This is a genomic window from Actinomadura alba, assembly GCF_014323705.1.
Taxonomy (GTDB): domain Bacteria; phylum Actinomycetota; class Actinomycetes; order Streptosporangiales; family Streptosporangiaceae; genus Actinomadura_C; species Actinomadura_C alba.
This window is the reverse complement of record NZ_JABVEC010000038.1, coordinates 1-19,908: the sequence shown is the minus strand read 5'-3', so window position 1 is coordinate 19,908 and position 19,908 is coordinate 1. Positions and strand designations below refer to the sequence as shown.

Genomic DNA, 19,908 nt, shown 5'->3' with positions numbered 1-19,908 from the left:
GGACGTCACACGGGTGATCTTAGAGTGCCTCCCGGAACGGCGGGGCCGAGTCGGAACTTCTCATTCCGGTCGGGGATCCCAGCGGAACCGACGCACGGCGACCATTGCCCCGACAGCCCCCCAGGCGAGCAGCACACCGAGGTTGCGCCAGTCGAAACCGGTGTGCTGGGCGAAGGGCCCGAGAAGGGCCTCGTTAAACGGCCGTACCGGAAGCGCGCCGGAGATGCGGTTCAGCACGCCGGAGTGAATCGGGAAGTACGTGCCGGAGATGAAAACGAGCGGGAACAGGATGACCTGTACGACCGATGGCGCGGCCTCGGAATTGCGGATCAGGGAGGCCACCGCGACGCCCAGCGCGCAGAAAGCGGCCGCTCCGAGCACAAGGGTCACGGCGATCGCGGGCAGCTGGGCGGGAGAGGGGAATGGCACTCCGAAGAGGCCGCCGACACCGACGATGAGGGCGACGTCCACGACACTGACCACCACGCAGTGCGCCAGAAGCCCGAGGAAGTACATCCATGCCGGCAGCGGCGTCGCCCGCACCCGCTTGAGGATCCCGTTCTGACGCCGCATCGCGAGCACGATCGCGAGCTGGCTGTAACAGGAGCCCAGCACGGACACGGCTGCGATCGTGGGCACGTAGTACTCCAGGGCCGACAGGCCGTAGAAGTACGAGTCCTCATCACCTCCGGCGAACATCGCACCGAAGATCGTGATGATCACGACCGGGAACACGAACGTGAAGAACGCGCTCTGCGGGTTGCGCCAGAACGACAGCTGCTCGTACCGGATCTGGTGCCACAACAGGGCGAGGTCACGGTGCCAGGCCCGGTGGGTGGCGGTGCTCACCGCGTACTCCTTCGCGTGTTGTGTTCCGGTGCGCCGTGCTCGGTCAGGCGCAGGTAGACGTCCTCGAGGCTCGGCCGGTCGACCGTGAGCCGGTCGAGCACCATGCCGTGCCGCAGGGCCCAGCCGGTCAGCTCGTGCAGCGCTTCCGTCGGCTTTCTCGTCTCCACGGTCACCAGACCGTCGCCCGGCACGGCCTCGGCCGGCACGGCATCGACCGGCAGTCCGGCAACCGGCAGTTCGGCGACCGAGCAGCCGTCCGGCAGGGCGAACCGGATCCGGGCCCGGGCGATGTCGCGTCCGCCGATGGTGGACGGTGTCCCCTCGGCCACGATCTCGCCGTCGGAGATCACCGCCACCCGGTCGGCCAGCGCCTGCGCTTCGTCCATGTAGTGCGTGGTGAGCACGATGGTGGTCCCCGCGTCGCGCAGGTCGCGCACGTTCTGCCACGCGCTGCGGCGCGCGCTTGGGTCGAACCCGGTCGTCGGCTCGTCGAGGAACAGCAGGCTCGGGTCACCTATCACCCCCAGCGCCAGGTCCAGGCGCCGCTTCTGACCGCCGGACAAGGCCTTGACCTTCCGCCTCTCCTGCCCTGCGAGGCCGACCAAGCGGATGACCTCGTCGACGTCCCGGGGCGACGGGTAGTAGCCCGCATCGCGTGCGATCGTCTCGCGCACCGTCAGATACGGTTCGACCGCGATGTCCTGCAGCACCAGCCCGATCCGCTCGCGCAGCGCCCGCCCCTCCGCCCGGTCGCCGGGGTCGCGGCCGAGCACCTCGACCCGTCCGGCGTCACGCGTGCGGAACCCCTCGAGGATCTCCAGCGTGGTGGTCTTGCCGGCGCCGTTCGGACCGAGCAACGCGAAAATCTCTCCGTGCCCGACGGTGAAGCTCACCCCGCGCACGGCCTCCACCGCGCCGTACCTCTTGCTCAGCCCCTCCACCACGACCGCGTCAGGCATGCGTGAGCCCGCCGACGTCGCTCACGCATCGGACCTCCAGTGACACGTCGAGGTAACGTCCGGTCAGCCCGCGGGACGCGGTCACCCCGAACTCGGTCCGGTCGATGCGCGTCGTGGCGCGCAAAGTGAACGACCGCGGCGCCACGACGGAGCTCTCGATCGACAGGCTGACCGGCCGGGCGACATCGCGTACGGTCAACGTGCCGGTGAGGGTGGAACCGTCCAGGCGTCCGGAAACGAAGGTCATGACGGGGTACCGGCCGGCATCGAGGAAGCGCGCCGAGCGCACCTGGGCGTCCCGCTGCCGATTTCCGGTGTGGAAGCTCGCCGTCTCGATCTCCACGTGGACGCCCGAGTCGGCGAGCGGCTCGGTGATGTCGATCGTCCCGGTCCGGATCGCGAAGGTGCCGCGAACCGGCGCGAGGCCGTACAGGTGCCGGGTCCGGAACGTGACGGTCGAGTGGCCGGCGTCGACCTCGTAACGGCCCAGCCGGGGTGCCGTCTCAGCATGATCTCGGTTCGTTCGCATGCACCCATTGCACGGTCACCGGGGTGCAGTCCGGCAGGGCGAGCGGTCTGGTCCTGAAACGACGATGGGATGCCCGTAACGCCCGGGCATACGACTTTCGTAGGTTGTCGCCCCGGCCGAACGTTTCGCGCACGCCCTGCGCGCGCGAGGATGACATACCGTATGCGCCATGACTGACGGACCGGCCGTGTGCGGCACGACCGACGGGCCGTGGCATCGTCGGCATTGGTTCGCGATGGACGTGGCGATCGCGATCTTCTTCGTGGTGATCGATACCGCGGCGACGCTGGCCGGTGCGACGTGGTGGCCGGCCCACCCCGGCACGCTCGCCTGGGTCATGCTGGGCGTGCAGGCGGCCGCCTGTCTCTCCTTGGCCGCCCGCCGCCGGGCACCGCTGACGGTCGTCGCCGTCCTGGGCGCGTTCACGCTCGCGGTGACGCTGTTGATCTGGCCGGCGGGCGCGCTGACGCCCGCGCATGCCGGCAATGTGTGGGCACCCTTCGCGACGGCGCTGGCGGCGTACGGGCCGATCTTCTACCGGAGGAACCGGCGGACGGCGTACATCGCCATCGCCGTCTTGGCGATCATCGTCGCGCGCCCGTGGCAGCCGTCACTCATGATCATCACGATCGGGCTGTCCCGCACGACCCTCGGGCCGCTCCTGGCCCTGTACTGCGACGCCCGCAGGCGGATGGTGCGGATGCTGACCGAACGCGTCGAGCGGGCCGAGCGCGAACGCTTCCTGCTCGCCGAGCAGGCCCGTGCCGACGAACGGGCGCGGCTGGCCGGCGAGATGCACGACATCGTGACCCACCGGGTGAGCCTGATGGTCTTGCAGGCCGGCGCGATGCGGGTGACCGCGCCCGATGAGGCGACCCGGCAGGCGGCGGAGGAACTGCGGGCTGCGGGCTGCCAGGCGCTGGAGGAGCTGCGGGACCTGGTCGGCATCCTGCGCACGGTGCCGGAGGGAGATGAGACGCCTTCGGTATCGGGTCTCGCCACGCTGATAGCGGAGTCGACCGCGGTGGGGACACCGGCCGAACTGGTCGAGGACGGTGACCCGGCGCTCGCCTCACCGCTGGTCGGGCGCACGGCGTACCGCATCGTACGAGAGGCGCTGACGAACGTGCGCAAGCACGCGCCCGGCGCGCGGGTGACCGTGCGGGTCCATTACGACAAGACGCAGGTACGGCTCACGATCCGCAACACGCCGCCGACGGGCCGACCCAGCGGCCTGGCCGACACCGGCTCCGGCCTGGGCATCGTCAACCTCCGGCAGCGCATCGAGCTCGTGCACGGCACACTGCGCGCCGGGCGCGCGCCGGACGGCGGATTCCGCGTCGAGGCGACGCTGCCCGCCTACGTGCCCACCGCGGAATCGGTGGCGTGACCGTGGTGCGGGTGGTCGTCGTGGACGACGAGCCGATGGTGTGCGCGCATCTGCGTACGATTCTGGGTTCGGCCGCCGACATCGAGGTCGTCGGCCAGGCGTACGACGGGGCCGCCGGCGTCGACGCGGTCGTGCGCTGCCGGCCGGACGTGGTGCTCATGGACCTGCGAATGCCGAGAATGGACGGGCTCACCGCGATCGAGCGCATCAGTGAGCTCGCCGACCCACCGGTCGTCGTGGTGCTCACGACGTTCGACGCCGATCAGTACGTGCTGCGAGCGCTGCGGGCCGGCGCGGCCGGGTTCCTGGTCAAGTCCACCCCACCGGAGGATCTGATCGGTCTCGTGCAGGTGGCCGCCGAGGGGAACACCGTGCTGTCGCCCGTCGCCGCCCGCCGGCTGATCGCGGCATCGACCGACAGCCTGCCGGCTCGCGACCGCGCGCGGAAGCTCGTCGCGTCGCTGACCGAGCGGGAGGTCGAGGTGCTCACCGGCGTCGGCGAGGGCCTGTCGAACGCGCAGATCGCGGCGCGACTTTACCTGTCGGAAGCCACGATCAAGGGCTATGTGTCGCGGATGCTGGACAAGCTGGGCTGCGTGAATCGCACCCAGGCCGGGCTGATCGCGCACGACGCGGGCGTCGTCGGTTCCTAGTTCATCGCCGTTCGAGCTAACGGCGATGCCCAGAGAGCGCGCACGTGCCGCGGCACGTGCGAGCGAGTTAATGCGAGAACGACGGATTTTTGCCCCATTGTGGGATTGGTGGGGGCTGGTTCGGGTCCATGCTTTAAAGAGATGATCACTTCACCCTCAGGGGGTCGGGTGCCCGTCTCCATTCGATCGTCTCTACGGGTCCGGATCACGCTGGTGACCGGCATCTTCGCCGCGCTGGTCTGCACCATCATCGGTGTGCTGGTGGTGGTCGACGTCCATTACAGGGAGACCCACGACAGGCAGCGACTGGTCACCGAGGCCGTCGACCGAATGCGGAACCACATCGAGCAACGCTCGTTCCCGATCAAACTCGCCCCGAACGGGGACGAGGCGATCCAGGTCCTGAACCCGCGAGGACAGGTCGTCACGGCGACCCCGCAGATCACCGGCAAGCCGCCGATGGCCGCCTTCCAGCCGACCGGCGACCGGGTCCGCGCCGAGCGGACGCTGTGTCCCCCCATCGGTCTCCGGGACTGCAGAACGGTCGTGGCCTACAAGATGTACCAGCCCGACGGGAACTGGACGGTCTACATCGCGCTTCCCGTGGTCCCCTGGTACGCCGACGGTCCCCTTGTGATCTTCTTGGTGGCCGTTGCCCTGCTGATCACCGCGATGATGACCATGGGCGTCTACCGGGCGGTCGGCCGGACCCTGGCGCCGGTCGAGGCAATCCGGGCCGAGATGGACGAGATCACGGCCAGCGACATCCACCGGCGGGTCCCGGTGCCCGGGAGCCAGGACGAGATCGGGGTCCTGGCCACGAGCGTGAACAGCACCCTCGCCCGGCTCGAGGCCGCCTACTCGCAACTACGACGTTTCACCTCCGACGCCTCACACGAGGTCCGCAGCCCGCTCACCGCCATCCGCGCCCAGATGGAGGAGGCGCTGATGTACCCCGACGACACCGACTGGCCGCAGATCGGGCAGGCCGTGCTCGCCGCCACCGATCGCCTGCAGGAACTCGTGACCGACCTGCTGCTCCTCGCCCGCCTGGACGCGGGAGCGGCCCTCCCCCGCGACCCGACCGACCTGACCGGGATAGTGGAGACCGAACTGAACCGCCGTACCCACGCGGTGGAGGTCGTCAGGAACCTCCAGCCGGGCGTACTCGCACGGTTCGACCGGACACAGATCACCCGCCTGCTCTCCAACCTGGTGGACAACGCCGAACGCCATGCCACCTCACAGATCACGATCACCGTGCGAGGCGATGGTTGCGAAGCGGTCGTGGAGGTGACCGACGACGGCGCCGGAATCCCCGCCGAGGCGCGCGAGGTGGTCTTCACGCGCTTCGTCCGGCTGGACACCGCCCGCGACCGAGACGCCGGCGGCAGCGGGCTGGGACTCGCGATCGCCCGCCAGATCGCCGAGGTGCACGGCGGCACCCTGACCGTCGAGGACAGCGAGCGCGGAGCCCGCTTCATCCTGCGGCTGCCCCGATGGGAGCCACCGCCGCCGTCCGCGACCGGCACCGACACCGCGCCACAGAGCCCCTGATCGCCCGGACGCCTGCCCCCCCACTGAGAAGAGACCAGGCCATGAGCGGCATCACCCCCGCACGGGCCCACGGTAGGAAGGGAGTCACGCGTTCCGGCTCCTCACCCCCGAGAGGAAGATCACCCCTTCGTGAACCTGGGCATCATCGGGCAGGCGGCCGGGCTGTTCGCCGTCACCAACATCGACGACATCCTCATCCTTTCGCTGTTCTTCGCCCAGGGCGCGGGGCACCGCGGTTCAGCCGTCCGGATCACGGCCGGGCAGTACCTCGGCTTCGCCGGGATCCTGGCGGTCGCCGTACCCGCCGCGTACGGTGCCACCTTCCTGCCTGAGCCCGCCGTCCCCTACCTCGGCCTGCTCCCACTCGCCCTTGGGTTGAAGGCCGCCTGGCAGGCGTGGAAGACCCGCCGGAGCGGCGACGACGACCCGGACCGGACCCGCCGGAGCGGACCGCGCCTGCTGGAGGTCGCCGCGGTCACCTTCGCCAATGGCGGCGACAACATCGGTGTCTACGTACCGGTCTTCGCCGCCGCCGGCGCCGGTGCGATGAGCGTGTACGCCGTGGTCTTCCTCGCGCTGGTGGCGGTCTGGTGCCTCGCCGGACGGTTCTTCGCCACCCGTCCGATCATCGCCGAGGCGCTGAGCCGATGGGGGCACGTCCTGCTGCCGCTGGTGCTGATCGCCATCGGCCTGCTCATCCTCGTCGAAGGCGGCGCCTTCGGCGGGTAGCCGACCACCGGCGGCGAGGCATCCGAACGACGTGCCCGGGGGTGCCCGTCGACGGTCCTCGTCGCTTATCCGGTCTTTCGGTCTCTCATGGTCTATTCGGGTCTCATGATCTACAGAGCGAAACCACTGATGACCGATCGTCCTGCCGCGCGCCGGCCCGACGCCGGGTCGCGGCGGGCGCTGCTCGGTGCCGCCGTCGGCGGCCTGGCCGGTGCCGCCGTGCTCGCCACCCCGGGGCACGCCTCGGCGACCGGCTCCGGCGGTGTGCGGAGGACGGCCGACCGAGCCATGGACCGCTTCGACCACGGGTGGCGCACCGGCGAGTGGGATCCGTTCCTGGCCGTCCTGACCCCGCGCTTCTCCTTCTGGTTCCCCGAAGGCGAGTGGCGAGGGCGTCACGAGGGCGAGGCCGGGCGGCGGGCGGTCGCGGAATGGGCGAGGTTCCACGCCGACAACGGCAACCGCGTGATCGGCGAGCGCACGGGCGTGACGACCATGGGCCGCCGGGTTCTTTACGAGTACGAGTCCCGTGGTGGCTCGCCGTCGACGGCCGGATACCTGAACTGGGAGACGATCATCGTGGAGGTGAGCGGCGAGCGGATCAGCGCGCTGCACGAGTACTGGGGGAACGTCCCGCCGACCGGGAGTTGAGGTCCCCGGCGGGTGGCCTGCCGATGACGGCGAAGCGGTACGACCGGCACGCCATTGCGGTTCTTGGTAAAAAGATTATACCATTAACCATGATGCTCTAGATCCGCGAGGGAGTGCATGGACGCGCAACTGCGGCAGGCACCCAATGCCGATGTGCTGATCATTGGTGCCGGGCCCGGTAGGGCTCTACGGCGCCCACTGCGCCGGCTTCCGTGGGTTGTCGGTGAGCGTCATGGATTCACTGCCCGAGCCGGGCGGACAGATCAGCGCGATGTACCCGGAGAAGCTGATCTACGACATCGCCAGGTTCGCGGTGTCCCTCACTCGCCCCGCGGGGGGGGGACCGCCGTCTCAGCCTTTCCGGAGACCCACATGCGGATGTCCTTGTCGTCCACGTCCACCCGGACGTTCGTGATCTGGCCGCTGGTGGTGGGCGTCGAGCAGGCCCTGAGCCGCCGGCGCGTACGTGGCAGCGGCCTGCCCTTGATGGCCGCCGGTTACGCCGCCTACCGGCTCGCCGGAGCGTACCGACTGCCGAGGTCGGGCGGGCCGCCCGGCATGTCCCAGGGGATGCCGGAGCGTCTCGTCGAGGACGGGCCGTACCGCTGGACGCGCAACCCGATGTACGGAGGGCACCTCGTCTTCCTGACCGGGCTCGCGCTCTCGTCCGGGTCACCGGTGGCGGCCGGCCTGCTGGGCTGGCACCTGAGGTGGTTCGCCGACCGGGTCCGCCAGGACGAGAAGCGGCTGCGCGAGCAGTTCGGCCCGGCCTATGACGACTACTGCGCGCGGACGCCGCGGTGGGTCCCCCGGCCGCCCACTGGTGACCGGCACGGCCGGCCGGAAGGCGGTCCGGTGCGGGACGACCGGCCGCCCGCTCCCCGACCTGGCACCTGCGGCGAGGATGCGTAGCCCGGCGGTGGGCGCGGGCAGCCGTGCTCTTGTGCGGCCCACCTCTATCTGACAAGGTATGTCTAATGGTAAGTCCATTGGAGGTATGCTCGTGACGACCCGGACGACCACAGGCGTCAGCCACTACCAGGTCCAGAAGAGCAGGCGCGCCAAGTTCATCGAGGACTGGCGCCGGAACCACCGGGACATCGTGGCCCTCGAGGACGTCACGACACACCCGACCGAGCGCGGCGGCCGCGTCGGGGTCTACGTCGGAGCCGACGGCGACCGTCCCACCCGCACCATGGACGCCCTTGTGCACGAGTTCGATCCGGGAACGACGACGACCGTCCACCGGCACTCGTGGGACGCGATGGTGTTCGTCGTCGCGGGCTGGGGCTGGACCGAGATCGACGGGCAGCGGATCGAGTGGGGCCCCGGCGACGCGCTGCACCTCCCGGCCTGGGCCTGGCACCGCTCCGGCAACGAGGGCACCGAGACCGCGCGCTACCTGACCTTCTCCAGCGAGCCGATGCTCGAGACGATGGGCATGTCCGTCCTCGAGGACGCCGGCGACACACCCCACTCCGAACTCCCCGGCCGCCCGGCGTACACGCAGCACCTCGACGGTGACGACCCGTACGCCCGCAGGGTCCGCCGCCTCGGCCGCGAGCAGCGGTCACGGCGCGCGGGACGGCTGCACACCAGCTGGGACGACCTCGAGCTGGTCAACACGCCCCGGGGCACCCGGACCACCTTCCTGCTCGACCGCGCCATCGGCTACCAGGCGTCCGGCATCACGATGGCCATGTTCGAGATCGCCCCCGGCCGGGGCCAGTCGATGCACCGGCATCCCGGCGAGGCCTGGCTCTACGTGGTGGAGGGGTCCGGCCACACCTACCTGGGCACCGAGCCCGAGGGCGGCACGGTGCACCCCTGGAAGAAGGGCGATCTGATCGTCGTCGACCACTTCCTCTGGCACCGGCACTTCAACGACGACCCGGAGAAGACCGCCAAGGTCGTGCGGATCCACATGTTCGACAGCCTGCTCGAGACCATGCGAGCGCTGTGCGACCCCCTGGTGCTCTTCGAGGAGCCGCCCCCGCACATCCGCGACAAGCAGGCCGAAGATCCGACGACCGTCCAGTGGCCGGCGCTCAGGCGCCCGACCTGGCCCTGACGGGTGACCGGAGTGACCGTGACACACCTGCCGGAGGGGATCAGCGGCATCCACGTCCTGCCCGCCGGCCATCACGACGGGCCCTGGGACTCGATCATCGTGCCGCCGGGCACGAAGGAACGCCTGCTCGGCACGGCGGTCCTCGTGCTCCGGCACGGCCGGGCGCTGCGGTCGCTGTCGGGCCCGCCGCACGGCCTGGTCGTGCTCTCCGGGCCGCCGGGCACCGGCAAGACCACCCTGTGCCAGGGCCTCGCCCAGGCCGCCGCGACGGCGGTCGCAGGGCGGGGGGCGACGACGCTCGCCGAGGTCGACCCGCACGCCTTCCCGAGCGAGATGCTCGGAGAGAGCCAGCGCGCCGTACGCCGGCTGTTCACCGAGACGCTGCCCGAACTCGCCGCGCGCCGGCCGCACACCGTCGTCATCGTCGACGAGGTCGAGGCGCTCGCCGTGCGCCGTGCCACGGCGTCGTTCGAGACCAACCCGGTGGACGTGCACCGGGCCACCGACGCCGTGCTCGCCGGCCTCGACGCGCTGCGTGCCGCCTGCCCGCACGTCCTGCTGCTGGCGACCACCAACTTCACCGCCGCCGTGGACGAGGCGTTCCTGTCCCGAGCGGACCTCGTGCTCGAACTCGGCCTGCCGGGTGAGGAGGTTCTCGCCAGGATCATCGGGTCGTCGCTGACCGAGCTCGCCACACTGTGGCCGGCGGTGCGGCCCCTCGCCGAGGACGGCGTACTGCACGCGGAACTCGCCGGCCGGTGCGCGGATTTCGACGGCCGCCGGGCCCGGAAGGTGATCCTCGCCGCCGTGGCGCGGTGCCCCGTGCTGGCCGAGGACCCCACGCGGCTCACGGCCGAGGATCTGTTCGCCGCGGTGGACGAGGCTGCCGGGTTCGCTGCACCGGTGGGTGCGCGATGACGGCGGAGCTCGAACGTGGGCCGGCCGCCGCCGGCCACCGCGCGGTGGAGCGGCCCGCCGGGCTCCCCGGGGGGCGCGAGCCCGCCGCGTGGGGCAGCGACGTGGTCGTCGACGTGCTGCACGCGCTCGACGTGCCGTACCTGCCGATGAATCCGGGCTCCTCGTTCCGTGGACTGCACGACTCGATCGTCAACCACGGTCGCAACGACGGACCGCAGCTCCTGCTGTGCCTGCACGAGGAGATCGCGGTCGCGGTCGCGCACGGCTGGGCCAAGGCGACCGGGCGGCTCGGCGTGGCGGCCGTGCACGACCTGGTCGGGCTCATGCACGCCTCGATGGCCGTCTACAACGCGTGGTGCGACCGGGCGCCGTTGCTGCTGCTCGGCGGGAGCGGCCCGGCCGACCCGGCTCGGCGCCGACCGGTGGACTGGATCCACTCCGCGACGACCCAGGCCCAGTCGGTACGTGACTTCGTGGTCTGGGACGCCGAGCCCGCCACCCCGGCCGCGTTCGCGGCCGACATCGTGCGTGCCCGGCAGCGGGCGCTGTCCGCCCCGCGCGGGCCGGCGTACGTCTCGCTCGACGCCGGTGTACAGGAGGAACGGCTCGACCGGCCGGTACCGCCACCCGACCTGTCCCGGTTCGCACCGGCTCCCGCCTTCGGCCCCGACCCCGCCGTGCTGGAACACGCCGCGACGGTGCTCGCCGAGGCCAAGCGCCCGGTCGTCCTGGCTGGCCGCGTCGCCCTCGACCCGGCCACGACGGCGCCCCTCGCGGCGCTGGTCGAGGTGCTCGGTGCCGCCTACCACGACGACCGGAACTGGTCGGCGCTGCCGACCGCCCATCCGCAGAACTGCACCGGCGACCGGAGCGTCATCGACGAGGCGGACGTCGTGCTCGCCGTCGACGTGGTCGACCTCGCCGCCGTGCTGCGTCCCGCTGCCGGGGACGGCCGCGGGCGTGCCGCTTCCGGCAGCGGCCAAGGGCCCGCCGGTTCCGGGGACGGCCGCGGACCGGCCGGCGCGCCGCGACAGCGGGCTCCGGCGGGCGTTGCCGATGGCCCGGTCGTCATCGATCTCTCCCATGGGGACCTGGGCCTTCGCTCGTGGAGCAACGCGTTCGCCGCGCCGCTCCCCCGCGACGTCCAGTTGCTCAGCGACCCGCTGCTCGGCCTGCGGCTGCTGCACGACGCGCTGGCCGACCGGGTCGACCGGCGCGCGGCGGCGGCCCGCCGCGACGCCGTCGTCGCCCGCGCCGCGGGCCTGCGGCGGCGGCAGCGCGACCGCGCCGCCGCGCGCTTCGCCGACCGTCCGATCTCGCCGGCCCGTCTGGTGGCCGAGACGTGGGAAGCCGTACGGGAGGTCGATCACCTGCTCTGCCTGCGCAACACCCGGACCTGGCCCGAGGGTCTGTGGCAGCTGGCCGGGGCCGGCCACTACCTCGGGCACTCCGGTGGCGGCGGCGTCGGCTACGGGCCGGGTGCCCTGGTCGGCGGTGCGCTGGCCGCCCGGGACGGCGGCCGGCTCGGCGTCGGGATCATCGGGGACGGGGACCTGCTGATGGCCTCCGGCGCGCTCTGGACCGCCGCTCACTACCAGGTGCCGGCCCTGATCGTCGTCAACGACAACGGCTCGTTCTACAACGACGAGCCGCATCAGGCGCAGGTGGCGCGCGAGCGCGGCCGGCCGGTCGAGAACCGCTGGATCGGCATGCGCATCGCCGATCCGGCCGTCGACATCGCCACGCTGGCCCGGTCCTACGGCTGCTGGGCCGAAGGGCCGGTCGAGGCTCCCGACGATCTGGGCCCGGCGTTGCGCCGCGCCGTTCACGCCGCGCGGGACGGGGCGACCGCGGTCGTCCACGCGAGGGTGGCACCGAGATGAGCAGCCGGGTGAAGAGCGAGGGAGACGCTGAGATGAGCGGAGAGGTCGGGACGGGCGAGGCCGCCGGCCGGCACCCCGTACGGCACCGGATGATGCACATCGGCGGGTCCTGGGTCGACGCCGCGGCCGGCGGCCGCATCGAGGCGGTCGATCCCACCAGCGAGGAGCTCATCGCCACCTTCCCGGACGGCGACTCCGAGGACGTGGCCGCCGCCGTGGCGGCGGCACAGGAGGCGCGCGGAGCGTGGCGCGACCTCGGCTGGGCCCGGCGCGCGGCGCTGCTGCGGGAACTCGCGGCCCGGGTCGAGGCCGAGGCGGAGGACCTGGCGCGGCTGGACGTCCGCGATGCCGGCCTGCCCTTGGCGGGGATGCGCGGCGACCTCACGGGAGCCGTCTCCCAGATCCTCTACTACGCGGGCATCGCCTCGGAGACGCGCGGCAGCACCGCCCCGCCGGCCCCGGACACCGTCGTCTACACCACCCGCGAGCCGTACGGCGTGGTGGGCCGGATCGTGCCGTTCAACCACCCGTTCAAGTTCGCCGCCGGCAAGATCGCGGCCCCGCTGGCCGCCGGGAACACCGTCGTACTCAAGCCCGGTGAGCAGACGTCGCTGTCGGCCCTCGAGCTGGCCCGCATCGGGGCCGACGTGCTGCCCGCCGGGGTGCTCAACGTCGTCACCGGCCGTGGTCCCACCGCCGGTGCGGCACTGGTGGCCCACCCCGAGGTGCACCGTGTCGCGTTCACCGGATCGGTCCCCTCCGGTCGCGCCGTGCTCCGCGGCGCCGCCGACGCCGTCAAGCACGTCACGCTCGAACTCGGCGGCAAGAACCCGATCATCGTCTTCCCCGACGTCGACGTGGCCGCGGCGGCGCGCGCCGCCGTCACCGGGATGAACATCGCCCGCTGTACCGGGCAGTCCTGCGGGTCCACCTCCCGGATCTTCGTGCACGCCGAGATCGCGGACCGGTTCCTCGAAGAGCTCGTCGGCCGCCTGTCCGAGCTTCGGGTCGGCGACCCGATGGACGATCGCACCGAGGTCGGACCGCTCGCGTTCCGCGCGCACTACGAACGCGTTCTTGGCCACCTCGACACCGCCCGCCGGGAGGGGGCGACGGTCGCGTACGGCGGCGGCCGCCCGGCCGGGAGGGCCCGGGGCTTCTTCGTCGAGCCGACCGTGCTGACCGGCCTCGACGACGGCATGACGGTGGTGCGCGAGGAGGTCTTCGGCCCGGTCATGTCGGTGCTCACCTGGCGTGACGTCGACGAGGTCGTACGCCGCGCCAACGCGACACCGCTCGGCCTGACGGCCAACGTGTGGACCCGGGACGTGACCGCGGCGCACCGGACCGCCGCCGCGCTCGAGGCCGGCTACGTCTACGTCAACGGCACGGGCCGCCGCCCCGCGGGAACGCCCTTCGGCGGCTGGAAGAGCAGCGGTCTCGGCAAGGAGAACTGCCTCGAGGACCTGCTGTCCTTCACCCGCGAGAAGACCGTCGCGGTGACCCTGTGCTGAACCCGCGCGGGCGGACGGCGCCGGGCCGTACGACGCCCCGCGCCCGGAACATGGAGGTGCTCTGGTGACGAACTTCGCGCCCTACGACGAGCCGGTGTGGGGGTCCGACGTCATGGTCGACGTCCTGCGCCGGCTCGGACTGAAGTACGTGGCCCTCAATCCGGGCTCGTCCTTTCGCGGTCTGCACGACTCGCTGGTGAACTACGGCGGCGACGAGATCACCATGATCGAATGCCCGCACGAGAAGATCGCCATGGGCGTCGCACATGGCTACGCCAAGGCGACCGGCGAGCCGATGGCGGTGATCCTGCACGACCTGGTCGGGCTGCTGCACGGCACGATGGGGGTCTACTACGCCTACATCGACCGGACGCCGGTCCTCGTCCTCGGCGGATCCGGTCCCGCCGACCACGCCCGGCGGCGACCGAACATCGACTGGATCCACTCAGCGAACGTCCAGGGCGAAGCGGTGCGCGCTTATACGAAATGGGATCACGAGCCCCGCTCGCTGGCCTCGGTGCCCACGGTCCTCTCGCGCGCCCACCGGATCGCGATGGCGCAGCCACGCGGTCCGGTCTACGTCGCGCTCGACGCCGGGCTGCAGGAGGATCGGATCACCGATCCCGTACCCGTCGACGACGTTCCCCGCCTCGCCGCCGTACCGTCACCGCACGCGCCGGAACCGGGCGCGCTGCGGACGCTGGCCGAACGGCTCTGCGCCGCGCGGCGTCCGGTGATGGTCCTCGGCTACCCCGGGCGTCACCCCGGCTCGTTCGACGTCCTCGTGCGGCTGGCCGAGGAGGTCGGCGTCGGAGCGGTCGACACGCACTGGCGGCTGAACTTCCCGAACCGTCACGAACTCAACGTGACCGGATCGGAGGCGATCGAGAACGCGGACTGCGTGCTCTTCGTCGACGTGAAGGACATGGGCAAGGCGACCCAGCGCCTGGAGTCGACGACCCGGCGGATGACCTCCCGGCTGGCCGCCGGGTGCGCCGTGCTGGACCTCGGTTTCAACGATGTCGGGATCTCCTCCTGGAGTGAGGACTACGCCGAGCTCACGGCGACCGACCTGCAGGTCACCGCGGACACCGAGGTGGCCCTGCCCATGCTGCTGGAGGAGTGCCGGCGCGTCCTCGCCGACGAGCCGCACGACCGCCGGGAGGACCGGGAGCACTGGCGGGAGTGGTTGCGCGCGACGCACCGCTCGACCTGGGACGGCTGGCGGCGCACGGCCGACGAGATGGCCGACCTGTCGCCCGTGTCGACCTCCCGGCTCGCCGCCGAGGTGTGGGAGGTCGTCCGCGACCACGATTGGGTGCTCACAGCGGGCACCGCCGCGGAGTGGGCGCTGCGCACCTGGGACTTCGATCGCCCGCATCGTCACCCGGGCCGCCAGCTCGGCACGGCGACCCAGATCGGCATCTCGCTGGGGGTGGCGCTCGCGCACAAGGGCTCCGGCCGGCTCGTGGTGGACCTGCAGCCCGACGGCGACCTGATGTTCGACGTCGGCGCTCTCTGGGTGGCGAGCCGGTACGAGCTGCCGCTGCTCGTCGTGATGTTCAACAATCGCGCCTACTACAACGACTGGGAGCATCAGGAACGGCTGGCGCGGCAGCGGGGCACCCCGCTGGAGCGGGCGAGCGTCGGGATGGCGATCGACGAGCCGGCGCCGGACTTCGCGGCCATCGCCCGTGGCTTCGACTGGTGGGCCGAAGGCCCGGTGACCGACCCGCAGCGGGTACGGGAGGCGGTGCGCCGGGCCGCGGACCACGTACTCGCGACCGGCCGCCCGGCCCTGGTCGACGTGGTGTGCCGGCCGAAATAGCGGTGTCCGCGCACCTCGCGCACCTCGCGCAGGGCACCTCGGGCACCTCGCGCACGTCCGCGCCGGCGGCCGCTCCCTCGCGGCCCGCCGGCGCGGGCGTCAGCCGTCCTTTCCCCGCCGGGCGGTCACCTCGGGGGACGACGGGCCCGCGGCCTTGGGAGGCGCGCCGGGATCGGCGTCCTCCTCCACCCCGCCGGTGTAGCCGCGAACGACGTTGCCGCGCAGCAGGAACGAGCCCCCCACGACGATCGGGCCCAGCGCTCCGACGGTGAGCGCCGTCATCGGCCCCACCACCGCGGCGAACGCGCCGACGACCACGTCGCCGACGGCCGGTCCGCCACGAGATGACATCTGGTAGAAGGCGGTGACCCGCCCGCGCAGTTCGTCCGGGGTGTCGATCTGTACGGCGGCATGGCGGATCGTGGTCGCCATCGCGTCGAAGGCGCCGAGCAGCCCGGCGGCGAGGACCGCCAGTACGAACACCGGGGACTGGGCCAGGAGCAGAGCGGCCACCCCGTACAACACGGTCGACCACAGGAGCACCCGGCCCTGCCGGCGGCTGCGCTCGACGGTGCGGAACACGGAGTAGGTGGCGAGCAGCGCCCCGGCCGACGGTGCGCTCGACAGCACGCCGTACCCGGTCGAGCCGACCTTCAGCACGTCGACCGCGAGCGCGGGCAACAGAACGCGGTAGGCGCTGAACACCGTCGCAGAGATGTCCAGCGCCATCAGGTTGTAGATCAGCGGGCGGCGCGAGATGTACCGCGCTCCCTCGACGATCGACCCCAGCACGGACCGCCGCTCCTCCGGCGGGCGCAGCGCCGGCACCCTGAGCATGGCGAGCACCGCCACGAGCAGCCCGTACGTCACCGCGTCGACGGCGTACATCAGGCCGGGGCCGGCGAGCGTGATCAGCACGCCGGCCATCAGCGGCCCGACCAGGATCGCGAGTTCCCGTGACGGGTTGAGCAGGGCGATCGCCTGGGCGATCTGCCCCTTGGGCACCAGCGCCGGGATGAGCGCCTGCCGGGCGGGCTGGTCGAACGTGGCCGCGGCGGTGGTGAGCACCACGGACACGACCACGTGCCACGCACGCGCGTTGCCGGTCAGCGTCAGCCAGGCGAGCGTCGCCGCCACGAGCAGCGCCACCGCCTGCGCCGCCTGGAGCAGCCGGCGCCGGTCGACCCGGTCGGCGAGTGCCCCGCCCAGCGGGCTGAGCACCAGCAGCGCGACCGCCTGGGCCGCCCCGACCAGCCCCGTGTAGGCGATCGAGCCGGTGAGCTGGTACAGGTGAAAGAGGTTGGCGGCCACGGTACCGCGGGTGCCGATCTGCGAGAAGACGACCCCGGCCCAGTAGAGACCGAAGTCGCGGTCGCGCAGGACCGCGGGCAGGCTCATCCGCCCCCCTCAGTCGACCGGTACCAGAGCCAGCTTGCCGGGATCCAGGCGCAGGTAGACCTCGGTCCCCGGCTTGATCGACACCGCCGGGTTGCCCCGGGCGCGGATCTCGTGGCGGCCGACGCTGACGACATGGTCGACGGACTCCCCGAGGAACGCGCGGGTCGTCACGGTGCCCGTCCACTCGTTCGGCACCTCGCCCGCGCGGGAGCCCGTGCTGACCTCCACGGCCTCAGGGCGGATCGAGACGATGACGTCGCCGCCGATCGGGATCGCGGCGGCCGCGTCGAGTACGAGCAACCCGTCCGCCGTGTTGACGGTGTAACGGTCGCCCTCCTTGGACACCACGTTGCCCGCGATGAAGTTCGACGTGCCGATGAACTCGGCGACGAACCGGCAGTTCGGGTTCTCGTAGATCTCCCTGGGACGCCCGAGCTGCATGACGTCGCCGCTCTTCATGACGGCGATCGAGGTGCTGAGCACCAGCGCCTCGGTCTGGTCATGCGTGACGTACACCGAGGTGATCCCGAGGTCGCGCTGCAGCCGCTTGAGCTCGTAACGCAGGGACTCGCGGAGCTTCGCGTCGAGGTTGGACAGCGGCTCGTCCAGCAGCAGCAGCGGGGGCTCGATGACCAGCGCGCGGGCGAGGGCGAGCCGCTGCTGCTGCCCGCCGGAGAGCTTGGTCGCCTGCCGGTCGGCGAGCTCGGCCAGCTCCATGGTGTCCAGGACGCGCATCACCCGTTCGGCGATCTGTTTCTTGCCGAGCCGTTCGTTACGGCTCTTCACCTGCAGGGGGAAGGCGACGTTGTCGAACACCGACATGTGCGGCCAGATGGCGTAGGACTGGAAGACCATGCCCAGCCCCCGCTCGTTGGCGGGGACGTTCACCGGTTTGCGCCCCGCACCGCCGGAGAACAGGACCCGGTCCCCCACCTCGATGGTCCCCGAGTCGGGACGCTCGAGGCCGGCGATCGAGCGAAGGGTGGTGGTCTTGCCGCAGCCGGACGGGCCGAGCAGGGTGAACAGCTCGCCGTTCTCGACGTTGAAGCTGATGTCGCTGACGGCGAACACCCTGGCCGGTTCGGTCTTGTCGGTCTTCGACCCGCGCGCGTGGCGCCGGCGGCGCTCGCCGTCGAAGGTCTTGACGAGGTTGTCTATGCGGAGCACTTGTCCTCCTGATTGGGCGTTGGCTCAGTCTTGCCGCAGCCCGACCTTGGCGCCGAGCTTGTAGGCGATGCTGACGAGGACGACGAGGGTGAGCACCATGACGACGCCGAGCGCCGACAACACGGTGAACTGGCCGTTCTCGTACTGCTCGAAGATGAGGATGGAGAGGACCTCGTTGCCCGGGCTGTAGAGCAGGATCGAGCTGGACAGCTCCCGGAACGAGACGACGAGAATGTAGATCCATCCGGCCATGAGGCCCGGTGACAGCAGCGGCAGCAGCACCCGCCGGAACGTCTGCCACCAGCTGGCACCACTGACCTGCGCGGACTCCTCGAGCTCCGAGGAGATCTGGTGCATCGACGTGACCGCGTAGCGCATGCCGTACGGCATGTACCGCGTGCAGTAGGCGATCAGCAGGATGAAGATCGTCCCGTAGATCGGAATCGGGCTGCGCAGGTAGACGAACGAGAGCGCGAGCCCGAGGACGAGCCCGGGGATCACCAGCGGCACGAACGCGAACTGGTCGACGAGCTGCCGTCCGGGGATCCGGGAGCGGACGACGATCCAGGCGGCGATCGCCATCCCCGCCATGACGAGGGTGGCCGAGCCGATGCCGAGGAAGAGAGAGTTCTTCAGCGCGGTCATCGCCTGGGACATCTCCAGCAGCTCGCGGTAGTTGTCCAGGGTCATCGACTTGATCGCGGCGAGCGACGGCGGCTGATAGTAGGGCAGGAACGACGTGTAGAGAAGGACGAGCAGCGGCCCGACCACCGTGCAGAAGAAGTACAGGACGATGGCGACCCCGATGACCGGCCGCCATTTGCCGAGCTCCATCGGACGGGGCCGGAAGCCCTTGCCGGTCACGGTCTGGAAGCTCTTCCCGGACCTGCCGACGATGTTGGAGATCGCGACACCGATCATCGCGAGCACCAGGAGGCCCACCGCCAGCGAGCCGGCCGCGCCGAGGTCCGGCGGATAGGTTCGCAGGACGAAGTAGATGCGGCTGGTGAAGACGTAGATCCCGTTCTGCAGGCCGAGCAGCGCCGGGACCTCGAAGCTCTCCAGGCTGCGGACGACCATGATCAGCACGGCCGCGACGATGGCCGGGCGGGTCAGCGGCACCGTGATCTTCAGGAAGACCCGCCACCGGCTCGCCCCGCACATCAGCGCGGACTCCTCCAGCGAGGGGTCCATCGACCGGAACGCCGCCACCATGAGCAGGAACACGATCGGCGACAGGTGCAGGCCCTCGACCCAGATCATCCCCCAGACCGTGAAGACGTCGAGGACGCCCGGGCCGAAGACCGGCTCCAGCAGCTTGTTGAGCAGGCCGATGTCCGGGCTGGCGAGGAAGATCCACGAGATCGTGTAGAGGATGCCCGGGATGATCAACGGAATGATCGACGCGGCGAAGAACAACGCCTTGAACGGAACGTTCGTACGGACGTTGAAGTAGGCCAGGGCGGTGCCGACGACCAGCGACAGCACGGCCGACCCGATCGCGAACCACAGCGAGTTCACGACCAGCGCGCCGATCTCGTCGTCGCCGTACGCACGCGAGAAGCCGTCCAGGGTGAAGCCCTGGGCGTCGAAGAAGGTCCCCCAGAGCAGGTAGTAGAGCGGCACCAGCGCCAGGTAGCCGATCACACAGGCCACGGCGACGATGATGATCAGTTTCGGTTTCGGCCACCACCGGCGCCGTCGGCCGGCCGCCGCGTCGGTGGCCGGCACGGCAGTCGATGCCGTGGTCATGCCCTCACCCCACTTCCGGACCGCTGTGCGGTGTATCGGGTGCAGGCGCGCGGCGCCGCC

17 protein-coding genes are annotated in these 19,908 nt (G+C 71.1%); 11 read left to right on the top strand and 6 right to left on the bottom strand.

From position 1 onward, the window contains the following. Positions 1-60 precede the first annotated feature (60 nt). From HKK74_RS32685 to HKK74_RS32675, 3 genes are read right to left on the bottom strand one after another with little or no spacing between them, the layout of a single operon-like run. Positions 61-849 carry an ABC transporter permease gene (locus HKK74_RS32685; protein ID WP_222723017.1) on the bottom strand — a complete coding sequence of 263 codons (789 nt, stop codon included), beginning with the start codon at positions 847-849 and terminating at the stop codon, positions 61-63. After that, positions 846-1,808, bottom strand: coding sequence for an ABC transporter ATP-binding protein (locus HKK74_RS32680; RefSeq protein WP_187247262.1), 963 nt, complete (start codon positions 1,806-1,808; stop codon positions 846-848). Before HKK74_RS32680 ends, HKK74_RS32685 begins: the two co-directional genes overlap by 4 nt. Beyond that, positions 1,801-2,337: a YceI family protein gene (locus HKK74_RS32675; protein WP_187247261.1), complete on the bottom strand. Its 537-nt coding sequence runs from the start codon at positions 2,335-2,337 to the stop codon at positions 1,801-1,803. Before HKK74_RS32675 ends, HKK74_RS32680 begins: the two co-directional genes overlap by 8 nt. Before the next feature lie 169 nt (positions 2,338-2,506). Between HKK74_RS32675 and HKK74_RS32670 the strand changes: the two genes are divergently transcribed. From HKK74_RS32670 to HKK74_RS32620, 11 genes are all read left to right on the top strand, one after another. After that, positions 2,507-3,727 (top strand): sensor histidine kinase, encoded by a 1,221-nt coding sequence (locus HKK74_RS32670; RefSeq protein ID WP_222723016.1) that lies wholly within the window; start codon positions 2,507-2,509, stop codon positions 3,725-3,727. Then, on the top strand, positions 3,724-4,380 hold the full coding sequence (locus HKK74_RS32665) for a response regulator (protein ID WP_425544354.1): 657 nt from the start codon (positions 3,724-3,726) through the stop codon (positions 4,378-4,380). The genes HKK74_RS32670 and HKK74_RS32665 overlap by 4 nt, the downstream gene beginning before the upstream one ends. A gap of 168 nt (positions 4,381-4,548) precedes the next feature. After that, complete coding sequence (locus HKK74_RS32660) at positions 4,549-5,937, top strand: sensor histidine kinase (protein ID WP_312882011.1); 1,389 nt, start codon at positions 4,549-4,551, stop codon at positions 5,935-5,937. 129 nt (positions 5,938-6,066) lie between these two features. Beyond that, on the top strand, positions 6,067-6,666 hold the full coding sequence (locus HKK74_RS32655; RefSeq protein ID WP_187247260.1) for a cadmium resistance transporter: 600 nt from the start codon (positions 6,067-6,069) through the stop codon (positions 6,664-6,666). Between the two features lie 129 nt (positions 6,667-6,795). Next, positions 6,796-7,317: a nuclear transport factor 2 family protein gene (locus tag HKK74_RS32650; RefSeq protein WP_187247259.1), complete on the top strand. Its 522-nt coding sequence runs from the start codon at positions 6,796-6,798 to the stop codon at positions 7,315-7,317. Positions 7,318-7,689: 372 nt separating this feature from the next. After that, positions 7,690-8,229 (top strand): methyltransferase family protein, encoded by a 540-nt coding sequence (locus HKK74_RS32645; protein WP_187247258.1) that lies wholly within the window; start codon positions 7,690-7,692, stop codon positions 8,227-8,229. 91 nt (positions 8,230-8,320) lie between these two features. Next, the gene (locus HKK74_RS32640) at positions 8,321-9,388 is read left to right on the top strand and encodes a cupin domain-containing protein (protein WP_187247257.1); all 1,068 of its coding nucleotides are present in this window, start codon (positions 8,321-8,323) and stop codon (positions 9,386-9,388) included. Positions 9,389-9,400: 12 nt separating this feature from the next. Beyond that, a complete protein-coding gene (locus tag HKK74_RS32635; protein WP_187247256.1) occupies positions 9,401-10,306 on the top strand; it encodes an AAA family ATPase in 906 nt (301 codons plus the stop codon). Further along, positions 10,303-12,189, top strand: a complete 1,887-nt coding sequence (locus tag HKK74_RS32630) for a thiamine pyrophosphate-binding protein (RefSeq protein ID WP_187247255.1) — start codon at positions 10,303-10,305, stop codon at positions 12,187-12,189. The genes HKK74_RS32635 and HKK74_RS32630 overlap by 4 nt, the downstream gene beginning before the upstream one ends. Further along, a complete protein-coding gene (locus HKK74_RS32625) occupies positions 12,186-13,703 on the top strand; it encodes an aldehyde dehydrogenase family protein (protein ID WP_187247254.1) in 1,518 nt (505 codons plus the stop codon). Before HKK74_RS32630 ends, HKK74_RS32625 begins: the two co-directional genes overlap by 4 nt. 64 nt (positions 13,704-13,767) lie before the next feature. After that, entirely contained in the window at positions 13,768-15,531 is a 1,764-nt protein-coding gene (locus HKK74_RS32620; protein ID WP_187247253.1) for a thiamine pyrophosphate-binding protein, read from the top strand. A 99-nt stretch (positions 15,532-15,630) separates the two neighbouring features. Here HKK74_RS32620 and HKK74_RS32615 read toward each other — a convergent pair whose 3' ends face one another. From HKK74_RS32615 to HKK74_RS32605, 3 genes are all read right to left on the bottom strand, one after another. Further along, positions 15,631-16,929, bottom strand: coding sequence for an MFS transporter (locus tag HKK74_RS32615; RefSeq protein ID WP_187247252.1), 1,299 nt, complete (start codon positions 16,927-16,929; stop codon positions 15,631-15,633). Positions 16,930-16,938: 9 nt separating this feature from the next. After that, positions 16,939-18,096: an ABC transporter ATP-binding protein gene (locus HKK74_RS41680; protein ID WP_187247251.1), complete on the bottom strand. Its 1,158-nt coding sequence runs from the start codon at positions 18,094-18,096 to the stop codon at positions 16,939-16,941. 24 nt (positions 18,097-18,120) lie between these two features. Then, positions 18,121-19,908, bottom strand: a 1,788-nt coding sequence (locus tag HKK74_RS32605) for an ABC transporter permease (protein ID WP_222723014.1), incomplete at its 5' end; no start/stop codon positions are given.